The organism is Belnapia sp. F-4-1, assembly GCF_000802185.1.
Lineage (GTDB): Bacteria > Pseudomonadota > Alphaproteobacteria > Acetobacterales > Acetobacteraceae > Belnapia.
This window is the reverse complement of sequence record NZ_KN676115.1, coordinates 93942-115481: the sequence shown is the minus strand read 5'-3', so window position 1 is coordinate 115481 and position 21540 is coordinate 93942. Positions and strand designations below refer to the sequence as shown.

Sequence of the window (21540 nt, the reverse complement as noted above, 5' to 3'; positions counted from 1 at the left end):
CACAGCAGATATGCGGTATTAGCGCCAGTTTCCCAGCGTTATCCCCCACCCCAAGACACGTTCCTACGCATTACTCACCCGTCCGCCACTAGAGCCCGAAAGCCCCCGTGCGACTTGCATGTGTTAAGCATTCCGCCAGCGTTCGCTCTGAGCCAGGATCAAACTCTCAGGTTCATCTTCGCAACCCAGCCAAAGCCAAGCCACGCAGATGCCTTTCGATCAGACTCCGCTCACCACTCTCGATGCAAAGCGCTCTCCAAACCTCAAGCTCCAGTACACGCCCGATGGGACAGCACTAGCAGCAAGGCCGAAAGCGCCTGCGTACTTCCAAAAGACCGATGCAACTGTCAAAGAACCCGCCTTCACCAGCCCGACGCACCATCGCTGGCGCAGCCCAGAGCCGACAAAAACCTACCCCACATCACTGCAGGGCATAAACAGTGCCCGAAGGCACAAAGATCAAAGTTTAGCAGCCGAGCGGCCCTCGATCTCCAATCGCTGCCAGCAACACCCAAAAGCGCCACCGGCCAGCCCGGAAAGAGCAACCACCCCGCTACAAGGCACCCGACTTGGCGCCCACAAGCGCCAGTTTCAGGTCCGCTCCCGGGCTACCCCCGAAGCCTCCGCCTCAACGGCAGATCACTGAAGTAGTGCCTTTCGACACCGACTTCAAGGCCCAGTCACCCGGACCTCTTGGAAGCAACCCACATTGCGGCGGATGGTCGATATGGAGCCTCTCAGCCCCAGCGTCAAGACCTAGTTGCCTAAGCCTTCCATCCAAACCGCCTTGCGGCAGACCACTAAGATGGAGCCTTTCAGTCCCTACTTCAAGATTCAGTCGCCTGGCCTCTGGGAAAGATCTGCCTTACGGCGAGTACTTGATTTAAGGCCCCCAAGACTTGGCTTCAAGCCCCAGCAAGACACCTTCTGAAAGAGCACCGCCTCACAGCGGGGCGCCTATCTGGCAGCCCAACCAATCAAGTTCAAGCCCCAAAAAGCAGCCCATCACGCTTTTCGGGCCGACCCTCCGCGCTGGCCGAACTGGCGCCGCTTGGAATGGCCGCGTGATGCACCACCGGCCTCCCCGGCAACACCGTCCGTCAAAGCCAGCACCCGCCCCGAGGGGCGCGTCGCCAGCACCGCCTCGATCCACTCGTTGAGCCGGCCACTCTCCGCCAGGGCACCGTCGATGTCCCGAAAGACCTCCGGAAAGCGCAGCGCCATCCAGCGCCAGGCGACGAGCCGCCGATGCACCTGCTCGGCCAGCTGCAGCGCTTCCTGGCTGGCCCGGCTGGGAGGCGGCAGATGCCCCGCCCTGGGCGGCCCCACCGTGCGGCCCAGCGCATGCTCCACCACCCAGCCCGCCAGCCGCTCGATGCCCTCGTCCCGCTCATCGACCGGGCACATGGCATAGGTCCAGCGGTCCAGCAGCGACAGCTCCCGTACCCCGTCCACCGCTGCGGCGATGGCGATCTGCGTCGACAGGTCACCCAGCCGGTAGTTCGGGTCATCCCGCCGCAGCACCGACCGCTCGATCCGCCGCAGCGTGCCGAACAGACTCTCGGTGCCAATCTCGGCCGCCACCACTGCCACAATGTCCGCATCGGGGGCCACCGGCGGGCGCAGATCCCCTGGCGCTGCGGGGCCCGCCGCCGGCGCATGGGCGATCGCCGCCGGGTCACCGCCGCCCTCGAGGACAGCCACGATCCCCTCCGCATGCGCGCCGCCGAACCGCCCGGCACGGCCGCCGATCTGCTTGATCTCCTGCGCCGTCAGCGGGCGGTCCTGCTGCCCGTCCCATTTGGTCAGCGCCGAGAACACCACCCGCCGCAGAGGGCCAATGTTCAGCCCCATGCCGATCGCGTCCGTCGCAACCAGCACCTCCGCCTCGCCCTCCCGGAAGCGTCGCGCCTCGGCCCGCCGCACGGTCGGGCCGAGCGCGCCATAGACCACAGCTACGCTCCGCCCGCGCCGCAGCAAGGCCGAGCGGAGCTCGAACACCTCCCGCCGCGAGAAGGCGATCACCGCATCGCCGCGGCCGATATCATCCAGCGGCACCGGATCCGGCGCCGCGATCAGCGGCCCCATCCGCTCCAGCCGCACCTCCTCGAGGGGATCGCCACAGAGCTCGGCGATGCGCCGGATCATCGGCGCCGCATCGGGTGCGCCGAGCACGATCACCGTCCGCGCCGGCACGCCCATGATAGCCGCCGTCCAGGCCGGGCCGCGCTCGGGGTCGGCCAGCATCTGCGCCTCGTCGATCACCGCCACATCGACCGGCGTGCGGAAGGGGCACATCTCCACCGTCGCCGCCGTATGGCGGCTGCCGGGGGCGAGGATGCGCTCCTCCCCGGTCGAGAGGGCGGTGGGCACGCCGCGCGCCTCCAGCGCCTCGCGGTACTCATGCGCCAGCAGCCGCAGCGGCCCGAGCGCCAGCCCGGTCTCCGCCTCTGCCAGCCGCGTCAGCCCGAAATAGGTTTTGCCCGAGTTGGTCGGGCCGAGGCAGGCGACGATCCGCCGGTTCAGCGCCCGGGCGGTGACGAAATGCGTGGCATAGCGATCGAGGCCCGCCACGCGGGCGACAGCCGCATTGGTCGCGCCCCGTGGCTCGGCCCGGGCCTCGCATGTTGCCGGCGGCGAGGCACCGGCCTCGGCCTTCCGCCACTCCGGTAGCGAGGCTCGCAGGCCCTCCAGGACGGCAGGGTCGAACTGGGGCTCCCGCGCCGTCCTGCCGCCCTCGCGGACCGCCACCCGGCGGGCAACAGGCAGGCGGCCGGCGCGGATCCAGCGCTCCGCCTCCGCCCCGCTGCAGCCCAGCAGCGCCGGCACCGCCGCAGCGCCGATTAGGGAGGCCTCCCAGGCCTCCAGGCGGCGCTCCTCCTCGGCCCGCGTCTCGCGTGCCGCCCGTGCCGCGCTGCGCCGTTCGGCCCGGCGCTGGCGCTCGGCCTCGACCGCCCGGCGGGCGAAAGCAGCGGCATCCGCAGCGGGTAGCGCAAAGGCTTCGGCGACGAAGCGGGCACAATGCCCGACCGCCTCCAGCGTGCCCTCCCCGGCTGGCCCTTTCGGCAGCTCGTCCAGGGCGGCGGCGAGCGTCGTCTCGGGCGCGCCGTAGCCGCCAAGCCGCGCCACCACCGCCTCACGCAGTGCCGCCAGCAACTCGGCATCCCCGGCATCCGGGTCGCCGATGCCAGCCACCGCCACATCCAGGTCGTCGCGCCGCACCGGCAGGGCTTCGGCACGCCTGGCCAGGGCCTCCAGCCGCCTGCGCCACTCGGCCTGCCCGCCGGCGCCGCCACTCACGGAATGGGAGAGGTGGTCTTGGCCCATGACGGTCTCCTGCCCAGGACCTGCCCGATGCCGGGGAGGTCGTGTCGGCAGGTTAGCGTCCGGGCAACCCTGGCGTTCGATCGCCCAGACCGGAGGCTATTTGCTGTCCTCGCTGTCGGGTGCCATTGGAACGCCCTGCGCATTGCCGCCGCCGTAGCGCACGTTCCCGCCCGGGGTCAGGATGGACGGGTCCGTCTCCTCGCTGGATCGGCCGCCTTCCTTCCTCCACTCCACCGCGGCCTCGGGCCGCTCCCGGCTCGTCTGGTCCTGCCCCGCCGTGCTCGTGCCGTCGGCCTTCTTCTCGGTCATCAAATCCAACTCCTGCGCATCGCCACCGGGTGACGAACACAGGCAACGCGCGAAGATCGTAGATGGCGCCAGCATTCTATTGCCAAGCACCAACGGTTGCTCACCTTCAGCCAAAGCATACGGCAGGTAGCTTGGCGCAACCGTCCTTGTTGGCAGCTAGCCAGCTTGCATTCGTCCGAGCCGTCAGGCTCGACAGGAGTTTCTGCACCAATCCTGCTGGCGGAAAGGAGTTGTACCTTCGCGGAAAGCAGGCGTTGGCCTCCAATGCTGAACGAAGACTGTCTGAATATCCGCCTTGGCGATTACCTGGATCGCCGTCGAGATCCTCGTCCTGAGGCTGCAACCGATGCGGCCGATGATGAGGGTGACGCAGCACTGGACGACACGGAGAGTGGCGGGTAGCGCGAGGCGCGCTTGGTCCTGCCCCTGATGTGGTTTGGGACTACGCAATTCGTCGGGCTTTTTCGGCCGTATCCCAAAGTGATCCAGCGCAGGGAATAGCCTTCCGGCTTTATCGGCCGCCCTCGTCATCCAAACTCTGGCCTTCTGCCGACGGCCGCCTCGACACTGCCATTAGTCGAGCGGGTGACTTCGATAGCGCCGCCCTGATCGCCGGCATCCCGCCTGCGACTGATGTGGCCAAGCGGATCGCGCTACGCCGAGGCTCCTATCGCAAGCACCTAGCGGGTGTTATGGACCTCAACCCAACCCACTGATTTCGTTCAGTTTTTGCTCAGGAGGCTGGGTCAGAAAAGCCTTGAGTCTCAATAACTTGTCCGCGGTTCATAACAGCCTCTAGCAGCTTGTCGGATTCCCATCTGGCCTGAAATGGGCGAATCTGGCGGGCATGACAGGGTTCATTCCGTTCAGCCGCGAGCAGGCCTTTCTGCTGCCGCCGGATGCCAAGGACTGGTTGCCGGCGGACGACGTGGCGCACTTCGTAGTGGCGGCGGTGGACCGGGTGCCGCTCGGCGCCTTTGCGGTGCGGCCGATCCCGGGCGGCAAGGCGCAGTATCACCCGCGCCTGCTGCTGGCGCTGCTGATCTACTGCTATGCGAACGGCATCTTCTCCTCGCGGCGGATCGAGCGGGCGACCCACCGCGACATTGGGGTGCGCTACGTGGCGGCGAACCTGCACCCCGACCACGACACCATTGCCGCCTTCCGCCGGGCCAACCGCGCTGCCTTCGAGGCGGCCTTCCTGCAGGTGCTGCTGCTGGCGCGCGAGAGCGGCCTGCTGCGGCTCGGGACGGTTTCGATCGACGGCACCAAGCTCGACGCCAACGCCTCCAAGATCCGCTCGGTGCGGTATGACCGCGCCAAGGCGCTGCGCGTCAGGCTCGCTGCCGACATCACCGACCTGACCAACCGCGCCGAGGCGGCCGACGCTGAGGCCCAGCCCGACCCGCAGGCGCTGCCCGCTGAGATCGCCAGGCGCGAGGCGCTCAAGGCCAAGCTCGATGCCGCCTGCGCCCGGCTGGAGGCCGAGGCCCGTGCCGAAGCCGAGGCCGCCCGACCCGAGTATGACGCCAAGCGCGCCGCCTACGAGGCCAAGACGGGCCGGCGGGGCCGCCCGCCCAAGCCGCCCAAGGACGATCCGCCGCCCGAGCGGCAGTCCAACCTCACCGACCCCGACAGCGCGCTGATGCGCCGCTCCGACGCCCATGAGTACCGCCAGGCCTACAACGCCCAGGCTGTGGTCTGCGCCGAGGGCTCGCAGCTGATCCTCGCCACCGGCGTCGTCGCCACCTCGGCCGATGCGCCGAGCTTTGCCGCAACCATCCTCGGCATGGAGGGCGGCATCGGCCTGCCACAGACCGTCCTCGCCGACACCGGCTTCGCCTCAGGCGAGGCAGTTGCCGCCCTCGAGGCGCACGGGATCGAGCCGCTGGTCGCCATCGGCCGGACCCAGCCGCACCGCGCCTACGACTTCCGGCCGCCACCCCAGCCCAGGACGCCACGCCGCATCACCGAGCCCTGGCGCCTCGCCATGGTGGCCAAGCTCGAAACCCCTAATGCCAAAGCCCGCTACGCCCGTCGCAAGCAGACCGTCGAGCCCGTCTTCGGCACCATCAAGTCAGCCCTCGGCTTCACCCGCTTCCACCTCCGCGGCCTCGCCAAGGTCACCAGCGAGTGGACCCTCGTCGCCCTCGCCTACAACTGCCGCAGGCTCCACAACCTGCGGCTCGCAGCCTGATCGCGCCTCAACCCTCGGCCTGACACCAAGTGCAAATCCGACAGGCTGCTAGAGCAGTACCTATGCTCTCGGCATATGCCTATCGGTATCCATATCGACGAAGTTGTCAGCATCGCTGGCTGCCGTAGCTCAAAACTTGAGAATATCTGGCCACTCCGTTGGCAGGAAGGTCCGCTGAACCACTTTGGTGATACCGGCAACTCCGTTCTGGTCGACCTGATCAGCCAGCAGTCGTGATCTTCCACTGGGTACCGTTGCAGCAGGTGGGGCTGGCCGCTCTCGCATTAGCAGCAAAACCGAACCATCTTGGAGCCGTGTCCAGCGCCATTGCATCGTCTCCGCCTGCTACTCACGGCCCGCCAACCGAGGCGCTGGCCGGCCTCGTCGAGCGGGTCACCTACCACAACGCTGAGAACGGCTTCTGCGTGCTGCGGGTCAAGGTACGAGGGCAGCGTGACCTGGTCACGGTTGTCGGGCACGCGGCGTCGATCTCGGCTGGCGAGTGGGTGCAGCTCTCTGGCACCTGGATCAACGACCGCACCCATGGCCTGCAGTTTCGGGCAGGCTTCCTCAAGGCGACGCAGCCCACCACGCTGGATGGCATCGAGAAGTATCTCGGCTCGGGTATGATCCGCGGGATCGGTCCAGTCTATGCCAAGAAGCTGGTGCGCGCCTTCGGCACGGCTGTCTTCGAGCTGATTGAGGCCGAGCCCGACCGCTTGCGCGAGGTCACCGGCATCGGTCCCAAGCGCGCGGCTCGGATCGTTGCAGGCTGGGCAGAGCAGAAGGTGATCCGCGAGATCATGCTGTTCCTGCATGCCAACGGGGTCGGGACCTCGCGGGCGGTGCGGATCTACAAGACCTATGGCGTCAACGCCGTACAGGTCATCACCGAGAACCCCTACCGGCTGGCCCACGACATCCGCGGCATCGGCTTCCGCACCGCCGACATCGTCGCCGGCAAGCTCGGCATCGAGCCCACGGCCATGATACGGGTCCGCGCCGGCATCTCCTTTGCCTTGGCCGAGGCCACCGGCGAGGGCCATTGCGGGCTGCCGGTCGGGGAGCTGACAGCGCTTGCCGGCCAACTGCTGGACGTCCCTCCCGAGTTGATCGAGACCGCGCTCAGCCTCGAGCTTGAGGCCAGCGAGGTGGTGGCCGATACGCTAGATGGTAATCGCTGCGTGTTCCTGGCCGGCCTCTACCGAGCCGAGCAGAGCATCGCCGAGCGGCTGATGCGCCTCGCCACCGGCAAGCAGCCCTGGCTGGTGATCGATGCCGCCAAGGCCATCCCTTGGGTGGAGGGACGCACCGGCCTCGCCCTGGCCACCAGCCAGCGGGAGGCGCTGCGGCTGGCGCTGTCCTCCAAGGTGCTGGTGATTACCGGCGGCCCCGGCGTGGGCAAGACCACGCTGGTCAACTCCATCCTGCAGGTGCTCCAGGCCAAGGGGGTGGAGGTGGCCCTGTGTGCCCCAACGGGCCGGGCCGCCAAGCGCCTGACCGAGAGCACGGGCCTCGAGGCCCGGACCATTCATCGCCTGCTGGAGAGCGACCCCAAGACGGGTGGGTTCAAGCGCGACGAGGTGAGCCCGCTGGCCTGCGAGCTGCTGGTGGTGGACGAGACCTCGATGGTGGACGTGCCCCTAATGCGGGCCCTGCTCCGAGCACTGCCGGACAGCGCGGCTCTGCTGCTGGTCGGCGACGTGGATCAGCTGCCGAGCGTCGGGCCTGGGCAAGTGCTGGCCGACATCATCGCCTCGGATGCCGTGCCGGTGGTGCGGCTGACGGAGGTATTTCGCCAAGCTGCCGAGAGCCAGGTCGTGGTGAACGCGCACCGCATCAACCGCGGCCAGCTGCCCGAGCTCAAGCCGGCCGCGGGCAGCGACTTCTTTTTCGTGGAGGCCGACGAGCCGGAGGACGGCGTCCGCAAGCTGCTGGCCATGGTGCGCGAGCGCATCCCGGCCCGGTTTGGGCTCGATCCGGTCCGTGACGTCCAGGTGCTGTGCCCGATGAACCGGGGCGGACTGGGCGCGCGGGCGCTCAACATCGAGCTGCAGCAGGCGCTCAACCCACCGGGCGAGCTTCGGGTCGAACGATTTGGCTGGACCTATTGCCCCGGCGACAAGGTCATGCAGGTGGCCAACAGCTATGACCGCGAAGTGTTCAACGGCGATCTCGGCGTGATCACGGGCATGGATCCGGAGGCCGGCGAGCTCACGGTCAGCTTCGACGGCCGGTCTGTTACCTACGGCTTTGGTGAACTTGATGAGCTGGTGTTGGCCTACGCCACGACCATCCACAAGGCGCAGGGGTCGGAATACCCAGCTGTGGTGATCCCGCTCACGACGCAGCACTATGCCATGCTGGCCCGCAACCTGCTCTACACCGGCGTGACCCGAGGCAAGAGGCTGGTTGTGCTGGTCGGGCAGCGCCGGGCCTTGGCCATTGCGGTCCGAAACCAGGGCGCCCGTCGGCGCTGGTCGAAGCTGCGGGAGTGGTTGGCGCCGGGCGGGACCTCATCTCGTACCCTCATTGCAGCAAAGAGTTGAGCATACTGCGGATCGGTAGTGCGGCATCAGCTTCAGCAACGGCTGGCCTTGGCGGTGGCGCAGCTAGAGAAATCTTTCCGGCGGCACGGCAGCGCAGCTCGGCCAGAATGGCGTAGATGTTAGCGGGCGTGCAACCATAGGCCGCGGTGATCCCGGCCACCTTGTGTCTTTCAAGGTCGATCCAACGGATGAGCGTCGCATGCTCCTCACGCGGTATTCCCTGTCCTCATCGCCTGACGGATCTGGGACAAAAATGGATTGATGAGGTCTGAAGGAACCTCCGAAAACAGCGGCTTCGAATTTGAATCCGAATGCAGATCCCAAGCAAGCTTGACGTGGCTTGCCATCTCGACGGCGAGTTATGATTGATGGACCGCCTCTCCGCAGGAGTGAGCGAAAAGCCGTTCTTCGGCCGAATGGGAGGGGATGTTGCATGACGGATGTTCAGGCAAGTTACGGTCAAGTCTTACCGAGGGTCGCTGGCCTGACGGTTGGTGACCTGTTCCTGCAGCAAGTTCAGCGAAGTGGCCGCAGCATAGCCCTTGAAGGCAACGGCCGTGTGCTGACCTACGCCGCACTAGGCGAGCGTGTTGATCGACTGGCGCGGGCGCTGGCGGCGCGGGGGATTGGCCGCGGCGATCGGATCGCGTTGCTCTCGGAGAACCGGCTCGAATACGCAGAGGTGCAACTCGCGGCGGCAGTGCTCGGCGCCATCCTGGCCTGCCAGAACTGGCGGCAGTCCGACCCCGAACTGCAGCACTGTGTGCGTCTGATAGCGCCATGCCTCCTCATCGCCTCCGAACGCCAAGCAGGTCGCCTGGCGAATATCGAGTACGGCGCTGGTTCGGTGCTGCAGCTCCGCGCGGAGTACGAAGCGATGCTCCATGCAGCGCCGTCCGATAAGGTGCCGGAGGTGGTGGAGCCGGAGGATGGCCTGCTCATTCTGTACACCAGCGGCACGACAGGGTTGCCAAAGGCGGCGGTCATCAGCCATCGTGCAATGATCGCGCGCAGCATGATCGCCCGCATCGATGGTAGCTTCTTCCCGGACCGCACCTTCGTGGCCTGGACACCGCTGTTCCATATGGGAGCGACAGACAGCACCCTCGCCGCGCTCATGCATGGCGCCAAGGTGGTGGTGCTAGAAAGCTTCGATCCTCCTGCCATCGCGGATCTGCTGGAGCGGGAACCGGTCGGTTGGCTGTCGCTGATGCCTGGCATGTTCGCCCGCATGATCGAGGAGTTGCAGCGCAGGCCCCGTCGCTTGCAGCCGCTCGGGCTTTGCGGTGCCATGGCGGATCTGGTGCCCCGGCGCGAGATCGCCGAGATCACCACCCTCTTGCAAGCCCCCTTCCGCAATTCCTTCGACTCAACTGAGACCGGTCCCGCTCCTTTCAGCCGCGGCCGCATCCCCATCGGCACCGCGCCGGAGCGCCTTTCCAAGCTGCAGAGTTCCTATTGCTTGGTCCGGTTGGTCGACCCGGACGGACGCGACGTGCCAGATGGCGAGCCAGGTGAGGCTGTGTTCCGCGGCCCTAGCCTGTTCAGCGGCTACTGGGGCGACCCGGCAGCGAACGCAGAGGCGTTCCGCTCCGGCTGGTACCACATGGGCGATGTGTTGCGGCGCAACCCCGACGGAACCTACGACTTTGTCGACCGCCGTAAGTACCTGATCAAATCGGGCGGCGAAAACATCTACCCTGCGGAGATCGAACAGGTGCTGCTTACCTCGCCACGCGTGGCTGAGGCGGTGGTCGTGCGCCGCCCCGATGTACGCAGGGGCGAGGTGCCCGTCGCCTTTGTCGCACCGCGTGACCTCGATCTTACAGAGGCCGAGGTGTTGACGCTCTGTCGCGGCAGGATTGCCGGCTACAAGGTTCCGAAGGCCGTCCGCTTCATGCCAGAAGCTGAGTTCCCGCGCAGCACCAGTGGCAAGATTCAGCGCCATCTGCTGGAAGCACGGCTGAATGCGGCGGCAGATGCCAGTGCGCAGGGAGAAGCGTGATGCATCGTCGCAATCTTCTCCTGTCCTCTCTCATGCTACCAGGCGCCGTTGTACAAGCCCGCGCCCAGACGGCAGGAGGCACATCGACCCGGCCCATCACCATCGTCGTGCCATTTCCGCCTGGCGGCCTTTCGGACGTCATGACGCGGGCGTTGGGGCAGCGCCTGGGCCAGGAACTCGGCCAAACCGTTGTCGTCGACAACCGACCCGGTGCTGGCACTTCGGTTGCTTCGGCCTATGTGCTGCAGTCCCGGCCGGACGGGACGACCTTGTTGATGGGCTCCAATAGCCTTGCGACGAACCCGACCGCGCTGCCGCAGCTGCCACCGCGTGATCCGGAGCGGGAGCTAGCCCCGATCGGCCTTGCCTATATGAGCGCCTTCCTCTTGGTCGTGCGTGACGACTTTCCGGTACGCGACCTCGCCGGCTTTATTGCCTACGCCAAGGCGCATCCGGGGCGGGTCAATTTCGCCAGCTCCGGTGTCGGCGCGGTCAACCATTTGGCGCTCGAGTTGCTCAACCGCTCAGCTGGCATCGCGCTGGAGCACATTCCATTCCGCGGCGGTGCACCGGCACTGATCGAGCTGCGGGCCGGGCAGGTCGCAGCCTTCCTAGCTACTCCAGCGGATGTCGCACCGCAAATGCAGGACGGCTCGCTTCGCGCTCTCGCCACCACGACGGCGCAGCGGCTGGACCAGCTGCCAGACGTGCCGGCGATTGCGGAGCTGCTGCCAGGCTATGAGGCGGTGTACTGGCAGGCCCTGTTTGCCGCAGCCGCCACGCCGGAGCCGGTCGTGCAGCGCCTGGCGCAGGCGCTGCAGGCGGTGAAGGCGGATATGGATTTCCGGGTGAGCCTCGCTGCGCGCGGCGTCGCCCTTTTGCCAGGCGGGCCACAGGAGCTGCGCGACTACCTGCGGCGGGGGCATTGTCAACTTGCGCTAAACCGAAACGGAATTTCGCAACACTGGCTATCTGACAGGTCGCGTCTCAACTGCCGCATTGCGCGTCTTGCCACCCCCACGATGGAAAATTGCGGTCATTTCGGATGACGTTCGCCAAGTTGACAATGCCGCGGCAATCGCCTCGCTGATCGCCACCGCCAAGCTCAACGGTCTCGACCCGGAGGCCTATCTCCACCACGTATTGGAGCGCATCGCCGACCATCCCGTCAGCCGCGTCGCTGAACTCCTGCCGTGGAACCTGCCAAGCAACACTGAACCTGCAGCAATTTGACGGCCGGGCGCCGCATCACCGGACGCTTACGCTTTATCCGCACTCTGAAAGAGAACTTTCTCTGGGTGCACACCTTCGACACCATCGAAGAGCTGCGCCGCGGGCTGCAGGACTTCGTTGCCCACTACAACGCCACCTGGCTCGTCGCCCGGCACAACTACCGCACCCCGAACCAGATCCGCGCCGAGCAACGCGACCTTGCTCAGTGCCTACCCGCCAACCTACCCTTGGCCGCCTGAACAGCGCAGCCAGCTGTCTCATCATCCGGACGCACTACAGTGCTCTAATGCGTGTCGCGTTTCCCAGGCAGATCTTTGTGCGCCAAGGGATGCAGCCAGGCGGGGCTGGCGGCGACACGGAGTAGGACACGCGACTGTTGGAGACGCGCCTTGACCCGCAGGGGGCATCCACGCATGCGATAAGGACCGCGTCCGCCAAGTGAATAGATCAGTTCAGATACTGCAGCTAATGGCCTGACAGCGAAAGTTTCGTCGACATGGATACCAATAACGGGAAACCACCAAATCCAAGCGCCGCGTGTCATCGCAAAGCTAACACCGAATCCAGATCGGCATTGTCAACTTGGCGAACGTCATCCGAAATGACCACAATTTTCCATCGTCGGGGTGGCAAAACGCGCAATGCGGCAGTTGAGACGCGGCCTGTCAGATAGCCAGTGTTGCGAAATTCCGTTTCGGTTTAGCGCAAGTTGACAATGCCGTCTCAGCCGAGCTCAGACAACGCAAGTCAGCCAAAACAGTGCCCAGGTAGTGCTAGAGGCTGTTATGAACCGCGGATAAGTTATTGAGACTCAAGGCTTTTCTGACCCAGCCTCCTGAGCAAAAGCTGAACGAAATCAGTGGGTTGGGTTGAGGTCCATAACACCCTCTAAGCTGCATTCGTCATTTGGGGTGGCGTAAAGCAGGCGAAAGCGTTTTGACTATCACGCCAAGCATCATCTGCGGACGAGAATACTTTTAGCGATTTCTCGCACACACCTTCTGTCACAGCGTTGCGAATGGTCCAAGACCACCGCTTCGGAAACTGGGACCGAAGCTCAACTTTCGTGTAAAAATTGATGGATACTTGGCGGGACATGGACATGTTTGCTCTCCGGCACTGCCAGATTGATAGCGAAACTGCGTCTATAAATCTAGAGTTGTGTGATAAACTAAGCGTTAGAGACCGATGAAGTTAATTATAATATCGATGAAAACGCATATCTCGCTTAACGAGAGTCATTCCCTCATGGAGCCTCGCACAGTGGAGGAACGCAGAACCTGGACTGCTGGGTGGCTAAAGATCGTCCGCTTTCGAGTGGCGATCGGTCGTGAGTTGGATGATCGCGGTCTCAAGACCCCTACGGAAATCGGCGAAGCGCTGGGGTTAGACCTCGCAGACGTTCAAATTCTTCTAACGGGTAAACGATGGCGCGACGGCGACTTGGAGCGGCTCATAAAATTGGCCGAGCGACTGGGCATCTCTGTATCTGAGGAGGAGCCGCGATGGTGACCAAGCTCCGCGCAACTGTTTCCGGCAACCCCATCGTCACGGCGTTGATGCAGGGAGCCTAGCACTACCTGGGCAGTCTGAAGTCAGGCGGTGGCCTAAGCTTGCGCTGGCAGTGCGGACATCGGATTGGCGTGACGAGGTCGGCGAACAGTCGTGTCATAATGGCGCGGCGTAGAGCTGGCAGGCTCGGCGATGGTGGCGGTCCCGGAACCTGACCTGGCATTTTTCCCCGACCCCGCCGGGCGCTGCCTGGTGAGGCAGAGGTGCTGCAGATAGGCAAAGGCGATGCAGGTCATCAGCGCGTGTCGGTGCAGCCCGGTCCAGGACCGTCCCTCGAAGTGGCCCAAGCCCAGCTCTTGCTTGAGCTGCTGGTGCGCCTGCTCGCAAACCCAGCGCGCCTTGATGGCGGCCGCCAGGGCGCGGAGCGAGGTCCGGGGCGGCAGGTTGGAGAGGTAGTATTTGCGCTCGCCGCTTGAGCGCCACTCGCCCACCAGCCAGACCTCGTCGCCCGGCAGGTGCCGGTTGTTCGCCCAGGTCTTGCCGTCACCAACCCGCACGCGCGTGGCCGCGAACCGGGCCGCGAGAGGACCCTTGGTGCCCTGCCGCCAAGTCACTCGGCGCCAGGGTAGCCCAGCCAGCACCGCCTCAGCCTCCCGGGGCTCCTGGTCCGGCACCGGGCGCCGCTTGCGGCCGCCGGGCGGAACCAGCTGAACATCGGCACCGTAGACCTTCTGGTTGCGCGGGATGCCCACCGCCCAGGTCAGGCCGCGCTCGCTCAAGCCGACCCGAAACGCCGCGCTCGCACCGTAGCCGGCATCGGCCAGCACCATGCCGAACCGCACCCGGGCGGCGATGAGCCGGTCCAGCTCGGCCAGCGCAATCGCGCCCTTGCTGCTGGCCACCACCTGGTCTTCTGGCACACCGGCCGCCGCGCAGCGCTCCGGGTCGTCCACCCACTCCTCCGGCAGGAACAGCCGCAGGGCGACAGGCACCGGCACCTCCGCGCCCGCCAGGATCAGCGAGACCAGCACCTAGCAGTGAGCCCGCTTGCCCAGCTGGCCGCAGTACTGCCGCTCAACCCCGACCGAGAGCGCGCCCTTCTTCGGCAGCGCCGTGTCGTCCCTCACCAGCGCCGCCCGCGACCTGCCCATCAGCCGATCCGCCTGCTCGGCTAGCACCTGCCAGAGCGGGGTGTCATCCCAGGCCGGATTGGCGATGAAGTGCTGCAGTTGATCGTGCCCACTCAACCCCAGAGAAGCCGCCATCGGCTGCAGGCTCTTGCGCTCGCTCGGGCCAAGCAGCCCGCGCAGGTATAGCGGCGCCCAGTGCCGCCGCTTCTTGTGCCCGAGCGCCGCCAGGAACGGCGCCAGCCAGCTGTCCAGGTCCTGCACACCACGGCCCATTGCCTGCCTCCCGGAACCTAAACTCCTCCAACAGGTTCAGCGACAACGCAGGATGGCGTCGATAGTGCCCAGGTAGTGCTAGTGCTGCTCGCCAGCCAAACCATGCCTGCGCAATTCAGGCCCTAACCGCCCTAACACCGTAAGCCAGGCAAGGCGTAGGTCGCCGCGCAGTGACCAAGCTGGGTAGCTGAAGGTGGCTGGGCGGTTTCGCTCGATGAACAAATGCGAAACCCAAGCGCAGCCGTAGCCGGTCACCGGGGCCATCAACACCAACCACCAAGGGCCTATCGACACGCCCGCCAGCAGCACGATCGCAGCAGTCCAGGTGCCTGCAACATGCACAGCACGGGTCGCTGACCGGGTATGTTCCTGCAGATAAAAAGGCCAGAACTCATCAAAGCTGTGGAAGCGATCAGTCATCAAACGAACTTGGACCATGCGCCTGACGTATCCAAGAAGCTGGGTACGTTTTCCACGGATTTTTTTGCTTTACTAGATCGGCGGTACGGCGATGCTCATTAGGGTCTGCCAGCGGCGGCACGATCGGCTTTGCCATGGCCAGCTCTGCCGAGGCAGATGCTTGGCACATCGGCTGACACGAAGACAAAAGCTTCAGAGGCAACAGCTCAAGTCACGGGATAGGCGCAGCGCCTCCTGTAATCCCACACCATGATCTGTGGCCATCTCCGCCGCGGCGTTCTACTGAATCTCTATGCCTGCGGCCTTGATGGCCATAGCATTGCGCTCGATGTCGGCGGCAATGCGCTCACGAAACTGCGTGGGGTTCAGCACGAAGATATCGCCTTGAGTTAGCAGCGGAGGGCGCGCCGTTGGCGATTCCGCAGCCGCCTGCACCATCCCATAGAGGCTCTGCACCAGCTCGGGTGGTGTGTTGGCTGGCGCGACCAAGCCGTTCCAAAAAACGGCGGTGAAGTCCGGATATCCTGCTTCCTTGACGGTTGGCACCTCCGGCAACTCGCGCCAACGAGTCTCACCAGTGGTAGCCAACGCCGAAAAGGTGCCCGCGTGAATTAACGGCCCTCCCGTGGTGGGAGTGTCCAGTAATACGTCCACCTCACCGGCCACCATCGCGTTGGTCGCCACCGAGGAGCCGCGGTAGGGCACATGCAGCATGTGGGCGTCAGCAACTGCCAGCAGCTGCTCCATATGCAGGTGCTGCAAGTTCCCTACGCCGGCCGAGGCATAGGTGATCTGCCGCGGCTGCCGCCATGCCAGCGCGATCAGATCCTGCAGCGTACGCACACCCTGGGTGCGCGGATTGCGTGGATTGATTACCAGGATGAAGGGGCTGATCGTGATCGTGGCGATGGGCACCAGGTCGCGTAGCGGGTGGTATCTCGTGTCGCGGTAAAGCAGGTGGTTCACGGTCATGGTGCTGGTGTTGCTAACCAGCAGGGTGTGGCCATCCGTTGCCGCTGCGACGTGGGCGCCGCCAAGGGAGCCGTTGGCGCCAGTGCGGTTCTCTACCACTATGGGCTGAGGGAGGCGGGTGCGGAAGTCCTCGGCCAGGATGCGGGCACAGATATCGGTGGATCCACCGGCAGGATAGCCGACGATCAGGCGTACCGGGCGGCTTGGCCAAACAGCCGTGTCGGTCTGTGCCAGCCCGGGTCTCGCCAGTGCAGAAAGTGCTGCGACGCCCAAAGCGCGTCGACCGAGGAGTGCCTGCATGGACGCCCCTTTCCTCCCTGGCTGCTCCCACTGGGACGGCGCTAGCGGCGATCAAACCAGCTTCGCCGCCAGTCGTCCAGACGAGCGCTACCAGTGCGGTGTCTCGTGCGGCAATCAGTGTCAAAGCCGTGGCCAAGCGAAGGGGGGGGCAACCTGCCGGGGTACAAGGGAGAGCACGTCGTACCTCGAATCGGCAGCCGGCATCTGACCCGTATGCCTGTCCCGCCAGTAGGTGGCGTAGTCGGCCTTCAAAGTTGAGTCAGTTCAATTCCTTCATTTACTGCCATCCAGCCAAGGTATCCCGCGGCCTCCTTTTTGGCCAAATTGTTAAGAGTCATTGATATAGCAGCGTCCGTGTGAGCCAAGATATGCGGTCGGGAACCACCAGCAGCGCAAACCTGACCTCAGCGGCGTGGAACGTAATAGCCGACGCGAGCTAGAAAGTTGTGAAAGCACTGAAGATTTGTGTGGGCGCGGCAAAATAGTGCTATGCCAGCCAACATAGGAGAATAAGTTCAATGGCGAAATTAGAGACATCCGCTCCACGCGGCACTAACAAGGTCATCAAAGCTTTCTTCGAAACCTTGGACTCTACGCCCGACGCTGGCCGGTCGCAGGTCGCAAAGGCGGCGCTGGCCGCAATTCGGGAAAAGCTGACAGCCCGAAAGGACAAGGCAAAGGCCATCCGGGAAAAAGAAAAGGCCAAGTCTGCCCGCGGCAAGGCAGCACCCACGGCTCGCAAAGCAGCTTCGTCGCCGCGCACTGCAAACGCCCGCAAGGCCACGGCCGCTGCTACTAAACCGGCAGGGTCGGCGAAGGCACCTAAGGCTTCTGCACCAGAGGCCACAAGGCGTCCGGCGTCACGTCGTGTCGTACCTAAAGCTGCTGCGGAAGCCCCGCCGCCACGGAAGGCAGCCGCGCGTCGGCCCAGCGCTCGGAAAAAGCCTGCGCCGGAAGCCTCTCCGGCGCTCAGCCAAACAGCGCCCGATAGCGGTTCGATGAATGGTGCTTCGTCTGAGGGCACCGGCAGCGCCGAGTAAAACATGCCAGTGCGGCTTTAGGTGCCGCGCTGGCGTGGCGCAGGACGACCGCTCCTGCGGCAGGTGGGCCGGCAGGGATGTATCCTCGCCGGTTGCGCCTTTGACCCTGGCGGCGATTCCGCACCTTGCCTACAAATGCTTCTGGCGACTTGGCTTGAATGCCCTTTGTGCCGAATCACTTCACTTTCTTCAAGAGAAGCCGCAGAAGGCTTCGTAACTGCGGCAATCTCTGACACGCGCCCAGGAAGAACGCGTATTAGCAGCGTTACGCAGCTTGGCGGTTGACCCGGCTCTCGGCAAGCGCGGTGAGCTTTTGGTCGGTGGCCTTTTCCTCGTCGAGCGTCTGCTGCAACACGCTCGCGCAATCCTGCCGACCTAGCTGCTTGGCGAAGGCGATAAGCGTGCCATAGCGGGTGATCTCGTAATGCTCGACAGCTTGCGCTGAGGCCAACATCGCGGCGTCAAGTACGTCCTTGTCGTCCACGTCGCTCATGGTTTCGGTCGCCTCTTCGAGGATGCCGTCCATCGCAGCGCAGGTGACGCCCTTCGCCTCCTGGCCGTGCATTTGGAATACCTGCTCCAGGCGCTGGATTTGATTCTTCGTTTCCTCAAGGTGGGTCTCGAAGCCCTGTTTCAGCTGCGGGTCGGTCGCCTTGTTGATCATCTTGGGCAGCGACTTCGCAATCTGCTTCTCAGCGTAATAGATGTCCTGGAGGGTGTGGACGAATAGGTCGTCGAGCGTCTTGATGGGTTTCGACAGTAAGCCCATGGCCTGACTCCTGGTTTAGGAAAGTGATCGCCTGACCGAAAATACATGGGCCCTAAGCTGGCGATCTGCTTCCCGAACGCATGTCCCATCGTTAGGTTTTTAGCGGCTGGCAGGCTCGGTTTGAGCGTCATTTTTCGCAGTTGAAGTGTTGGAGCAAGAATAAAATAGACTCGAAGAACACATAAGAAACAATAACTATCGAATACGAATAAAAGCTTGCCGTAATCGGTTGACAAGGCGGCCATAACTATGCCGCGGACAGGATAATGAAGGTTGCTGGTGGCTGCGACACCTCACTAAGTATCACGACTTCTTCAGATAGCAGATCTGACAGTGGCAACTCGTACCCTGTTACCAGCCACTGGTTCCAGTCGGTTTGCCATTGAGCAGGGCTCTGTTGCGCAAATGGCCTGAGGGGACTCATCTCGTGATCCAGCGTGATAGCTGGACGGCATGAGCAGATCGATACGACCGACCTACAAGACCAGGAACTGGCACGTCTACAACGAGGGCTCAAGCGACGCGGCTCGCTGACGAGCTGGTTCGATCGAGACATGACCTGGGAAGCCGCGCCGACCGGCAAGCGGGGCCGACAGCTCATCTATAGCAATGCTGCTGTCCAGACCTGCCTGACCATGAAGGTGCTGTTCGGCCTGGCGCTGCGCCAGACGGCTGGCTTCGTCGAGAGCCTCTTGCGGCTGATCGGCCTCGATTGGACCGCGCCAAACTTCAGTACCCTGAGCCGACGCCAGAAGACCCTGAAGGTCAAAATCTCCTATCGCAGGTCGCAGGGCCCGCTGCACCTGCTGATCGGCAGCGCCGGCGTTAAGGTCGAGGGCGAAGGGGAGTGGAGCGCGCGCAAACACGGCGCCGCCAAGCGCCGGCTCTGGCGGAAGATACACATCGGAATTGACAAGCAGACGCTGGAAATCCGGGCAGCGGAGTTCACCACCAGCGATGTGGGGGACGCACCGATGTTGCCCGAGCTTCTCGGCCAGATCCCGCCTGACCAGGAGATCGCAAGCGTCACCGCTGACGGCGCCTTCGACACCCGCAAGTGCCACGGTGCCATCGCCGCCCGCGGCGCAGCCGCGATCATACCGCCCCGAAAGAACGCCAAACCCTGGAAGGCCGATAGCGCCGGGGCGATCGCACGAAATGAAGCCCTCCGTGCATCGCGGCGCTTTGGTCGGACCATCTGGCGACGATGGAGCGGCTATCACCGCCGCAGCCGCGCAGAGACCAAAATGCACTGCGTCAAACTCTTGGGCCAACGCCTGTCAGTGAGGGAGCTCGACCGTCAGGTCGCCGAGTTCCAGGTTCGAGTGGCCGTCCTGAACGGCTTCACCGCGCTCGGCATACGCGTCACTGAAGCCGAAGGATGAGGCTGTCCGGGGAAAGGGGAACCCTGACCGTCAACTCATTTGTGCAACAGAGCCTAGACATGCCGGCAGCTTGGCCACACCGAAGCCCCGTCAAAAGCCTCTAGGTGGCGCGGTCGGCCTGCCTCTTGAAGAAGTGGTCATGCAACATGCCGCTGCGGTGAAAGATGGCAGTCCCGGCAAGCGCGCTGCAGGCCTCGCTGTTGTCCCGCCCAGCATTGTCGAGGCGGCACAGGTCACGGCTTGAAGCCGGTAGGGGGTGCGGAGCATCCGCCCGCTCCATTCGTCGTCCGAAGCGCGACAGATATGCCGTCCGGAGTATGACGAAGCAGGATGACTTGACCCCTTGAATTCAAGTGACAGGATCTGTCTGCCTTGGGGGGAACAATAATGCCAGAAGGTATCGGGCCTCAGCCGGAAGCCGGAGTTGCTGCTGTGCACACCACCGATGTGCTGGTGCTCGGCGCCGGCTCGGCAGGCTCCGTCATTGCGGCACGGCTCTCAGAGCAGGCAGCCACGCAGGTGGCGCTCACCGAAGCCGGCCCCGCTGCCTGGAATGACCCCTGGATCCGCATTCCCGCCGGCTTCGCCCGGCTTTACGCGTCCGGACGCTACGACTGGCGCTTCCATACCGAGGCTGAGCCGGGCCTTGCGGGTCGTAGCATCCACTGGCCACGCGGCAAGGTGGTGGGCGGTTCCGGCGCAGTGAACGGCCTGGTCTTCCTGCGTGGCTCCCCCCGCGACTATGACCGCTGGGCCCAATCCGGCGCCCGCGGCTGGTCCCATGACGAAGTGCTGCCCTTCTTCCGTCGCATGGAGACCTGGACAGGCGAGCCCTCGGCCGAGCGCGGCACCGAGGGGCCAATCCATGCCGCCGAGGCGCGCCACACCTCGCCCGGTGCCCAGGCCTTCATCGCAGCCGCCCTTGAGATGGGCCACCAGCGAGTACGCGACTTCAACGGCGCCTGGCACGAGGGCGTCGGCCCGATGCAGATGAATGTTCGCCGCGGCTTCCGCAGCCACTCCGGCGATATGTACCTCCGCCCGGCCCGCCACCGGCCGAACCTGCGCATCATGCCGGAGCGCGCCGTGCGGCGCCTGCTCTTCGAAGGGCGACGCTGCATCGGCGCCTTGGTCCGCGGCCCGATGGGGTTTGAGCGATGGGAGGCACGGCGGCAGGTGGTGCTGTCCGCAGGCGCCATCGGCACGCCGCAGATCCTGATGCTCTCCGGCATCGGTGAAGGCGCCCATCTGCAGGAGATGAGCATACCGGTGCTCGTGGAGCAGCGCGGCGTTGGGCAGAATCTGCAGGATCATTTCCTGCAACGCATGCGCTATCGCGTACGGCCCTGTGCCACGGTGAACGAGTTGGTGCGCGGCCCCCTCGGGAAACTGCGCATGGCGGCACGCTATGCCTTCGACCGACGCGGGCCGATGAGCATTGGGGCCGCAGAGGCCAACCTGTTCGCCCGGGTGCTGCCTGGTGCCGAGGAACCGGACATGCAGTACCTCTTCGTCAACTTCACGGTGACGAGCTACGACCAGGGCCCCGACCCCTGGCCTGGCTTCATGTTCAGCGCCTGCCAGTGCCGTCCATACAGCCGCGGCACGGTCACCCTGCGCAGCCCTGACCCCGACGCCAAGCCGGTGATCCGCGCCAACTACCTCGAGCCGCCGCACGATCAGCGGCTGATGGTGGAAGGCGTTAAGTATGCCCGCCGCCTGGCGGCCCAGGGCCCCTTGGCAGCACTGATCGAGGAGGAACTCACTCCAGGGCCCAAGGAGCAGACGGACGAGCAGATCCTGGAGCACATCCGCCGTGACGGCGGCACCGTGTACCACCCCTGCGGTACAGCCCGTATGGGCGAGGATGCGCTTGCTCCGGTGGACAGCCGGCTGCGCGTGAAGGGCTTGGAGGGACTGATGGTGGCGGATGCCAGCGTCATGTCGCTGGTGCCTTCGTCCAACATCCAGCCCGCGGCCTTGATGATTGGCGAGCGGGCAGCGGATTTCCTGCGTGCGGAAGCGAAGGGCGCATGACCCGTCGCGGCCGCCTTCTCGTCGGAAACAATGCTGGAGCCTGTGGGACCATGCCGGCCAGTCGCAGAAGCAAGGGGATAGG

At 64.7% G+C, this 21540-nt stretch carries 12 protein-coding genes, 1 rRNA gene and 4 pseudogenes; 9 read left to right on the top strand and 8 right to left on the bottom strand.

Annotation, left to right across the window (positions count from 1 at the left end; all coding sequences use genetic code 11):
• From LH62_RS31700 to LH62_RS26830, 3 genes are all read right to left on the bottom strand, one after another.
• Positions 1–174 (bottom strand): 16S ribosomal RNA (locus tag LH62_RS31700); the annotation flags it as partial.
• An 831-nt stretch (positions 175–1005) separates the two neighbouring features.
• Positions 1006–3327, bottom strand: coding sequence for a helicase-related protein (locus LH62_RS26835; RefSeq protein WP_052215137.1), 2322 nt, complete (start codon positions 3325–3327; stop codon positions 1006–1008).
• A 96-nt stretch (positions 3328–3423) separates the two neighbouring features.
• Positions 3424–3636 (bottom strand): hypothetical protein, encoded by a 213-nt coding sequence (locus tag LH62_RS26830; RefSeq protein ID WP_043367241.1) that lies wholly within the window; start codon positions 3634–3636, stop codon positions 3424–3426.
• Positions 3637–4483: 847 nt separating this feature from the next.
• Between LH62_RS26830 and LH62_RS26825 the strand changes: the two genes are divergently transcribed.
• From LH62_RS26825 to LH62_RS30765, 7 genes and pseudogenes are all read left to right on the top strand, one after another.
• Positions 4484–5833 carry an IS1182 family transposase gene (locus LH62_RS26825; RefSeq protein WP_043359747.1) on the top strand — a complete coding sequence of 450 codons (1350 nt, stop codon included), beginning with the start codon at positions 4484–4486 and terminating at the stop codon, positions 5831–5833.
• 75 nt (positions 5834–5908) lie between these two features.
• On the top strand, positions 5909–6070 hold the full coding sequence (locus tag LH62_RS31345; protein ID WP_160299911.1) for a hypothetical protein: 162 nt from the start codon (positions 5909–5911) through the stop codon (positions 6068–6070).
• Between the two features lie 77 nt (positions 6071–6147).
• Positions 6148–8382, top strand: coding sequence for an ATP-dependent RecD-like DNA helicase (locus tag LH62_RS26820; protein ID WP_236552707.1), 2235 nt, complete (start codon positions 6148–6150; stop codon positions 8380–8382).
• Between the two features lie 433 nt (positions 8383–8815).
• Complete coding sequence (locus LH62_RS26815; RefSeq protein ID WP_052215136.1) at positions 8816–10387, top strand: class I adenylate-forming enzyme family protein; 1572 nt, start codon at positions 8816–8818, stop codon at positions 10385–10387.
• A complete protein-coding gene (locus LH62_RS26810; RefSeq protein WP_082012970.1) occupies positions 10387–11436 on the top strand; it encodes a tripartite tricarboxylate transporter substrate binding protein in 1050 nt (349 codons plus the stop codon). Before LH62_RS26815 ends, LH62_RS26810 begins: the two co-directional genes overlap by 1 nt.
• 13 nt (positions 11437–11449) lie before the next feature.
• Positions 11450–11620: pseudogene (locus LH62_RS29830) on the top strand (transposase domain-containing protein); the annotation flags it as partial.
• A 29-nt stretch (positions 11621–11649) separates the two neighbouring features.
• Positions 11650–11859: pseudogene (locus tag LH62_RS30765) on the top strand (hypothetical protein); the annotation flags it as partial.
• 1368 nt (positions 11860–13227) lie between these two features.
• On the opposite strand, the pseudogene LH62_RS26800 reads toward LH62_RS30765, so the two are convergent.
• From LH62_RS26800 to LH62_RS26790, 5 genes and pseudogenes are all read right to left on the bottom strand, one after another.
• Positions 13228–14535: pseudogene (locus tag LH62_RS26800) on the bottom strand (IS701 family transposase).
• Positions 14536–14613: 78 nt separating this feature from the next.
• Entirely contained in the window at positions 14614–14973 is a 360-nt protein-coding gene (locus tag LH62_RS29825) for a DUF962 domain-containing protein (protein ID WP_236552706.1), read from the bottom strand.
• A gap of 261 nt (positions 14974–15234) precedes the next feature.
• Entirely contained in the window at positions 15235–16227 is a 993-nt protein-coding gene (locus LH62_RS26795; protein ID WP_043367239.1) for a tripartite tricarboxylate transporter substrate binding protein, read from the bottom strand.
• Positions 16228–16714: 487 nt separating this feature from the next.
• Entirely contained in the window at positions 16715–17272 is a 558-nt protein-coding gene (locus LH62_RS30760) for a hypothetical protein (protein WP_144404734.1), read from the bottom strand.
• A 260-nt stretch (positions 17273–17532) separates the two neighbouring features.
• Positions 17533–18036, bottom strand: coding sequence for a ferritin-like domain-containing protein (locus LH62_RS26790; RefSeq protein ID WP_043367238.1), 504 nt, complete (start codon positions 18034–18036; stop codon positions 17533–17535).
• A gap of 453 nt (positions 18037–18489) precedes the next feature.
• On the opposite strand from LH62_RS26790, the pseudogene LH62_RS26785 reads away from it, so the two are divergent.
• Together LH62_RS26785 and LH62_RS26775 are read left to right on the top strand one after the other, a co-directional pair.
• Positions 18490–19421: pseudogene (locus LH62_RS26785) on the top strand (IS5 family transposase).
• 432 nt (positions 19422–19853) lie between these two features.
• On the top strand, positions 19854–21458 hold the full coding sequence (locus LH62_RS26775) for a GMC family oxidoreductase (RefSeq protein ID WP_043367236.1): 1605 nt from the start codon (positions 19854–19856) through the stop codon (positions 21456–21458).
• Positions 21459–21540 lie beyond the last annotated feature (82 nt).

Excerpts from the sequence above, each read along its gene's own strand:
- LH62_RS26815 (WP_052215136.1), top strand. The coding sequence starts at position 8,816 with ATGACGGATGTTCAGGCAAGTTACGGTCAAGTCTTACCGAGGGTCGCT.
- LH62_RS26810 (WP_082012970.1), top strand. The coding sequence starts at position 10,387 with ATGCATCGTCGCAATCTTCTCCTGTCCTCTCTCATGCTACCAGGCGCC.
- LH62_RS26835 (WP_052215137.1), bottom strand. The coding sequence starts at position 3,327 with ATGGGCCAAGACCACCTCTCCCATTCCGTGAGTGGCGGCGCCGGCGGG.
- LH62_RS31345 (WP_160299911.1), top strand. The coding sequence starts at position 5,909 with ATGCCTATCGGTATCCATATCGACGAAGTTGTCAGCATCGCTGGCTGC.
- LH62_RS29825 (WP_236552706.1), bottom strand. The coding sequence starts at position 14,973 with ATGGTCCAAGTTCGTTTGATGACTGATCGCTTCCACAGCTTTGATGAG.
- LH62_RS26830 (WP_043367241.1), bottom strand. The coding sequence starts at position 3,636 with ATGACCGAGAAGAAGGCCGACGGCACGAGCACGGCGGGGCAGGACCAG.
- LH62_RS26790 (WP_043367238.1), bottom strand. The coding sequence starts at position 18,036 with ATGGGCTTACTGTCGAAACCCATCAAGACGCTCGACGACCTATTCGTC.
- LH62_RS30760 (WP_144404734.1), bottom strand. The coding sequence starts at position 17,272 with ATGTTTTACTCGGCGCTGCCGGTGCCCTCAGACGAAGCACCATTCATC.
- LH62_RS26825 (WP_043359747.1), top strand. The coding sequence starts at position 4,484 with ATGACAGGGTTCATTCCGTTCAGCCGCGAGCAGGCCTTTCTGCTGCCG.
- LH62_RS26795 (WP_043367239.1), bottom strand. The coding sequence starts at position 16,227 with ATGCAGGCACTCCTCGGTCGACGCGCTTTGGGCGTCGCAGCACTTTCT.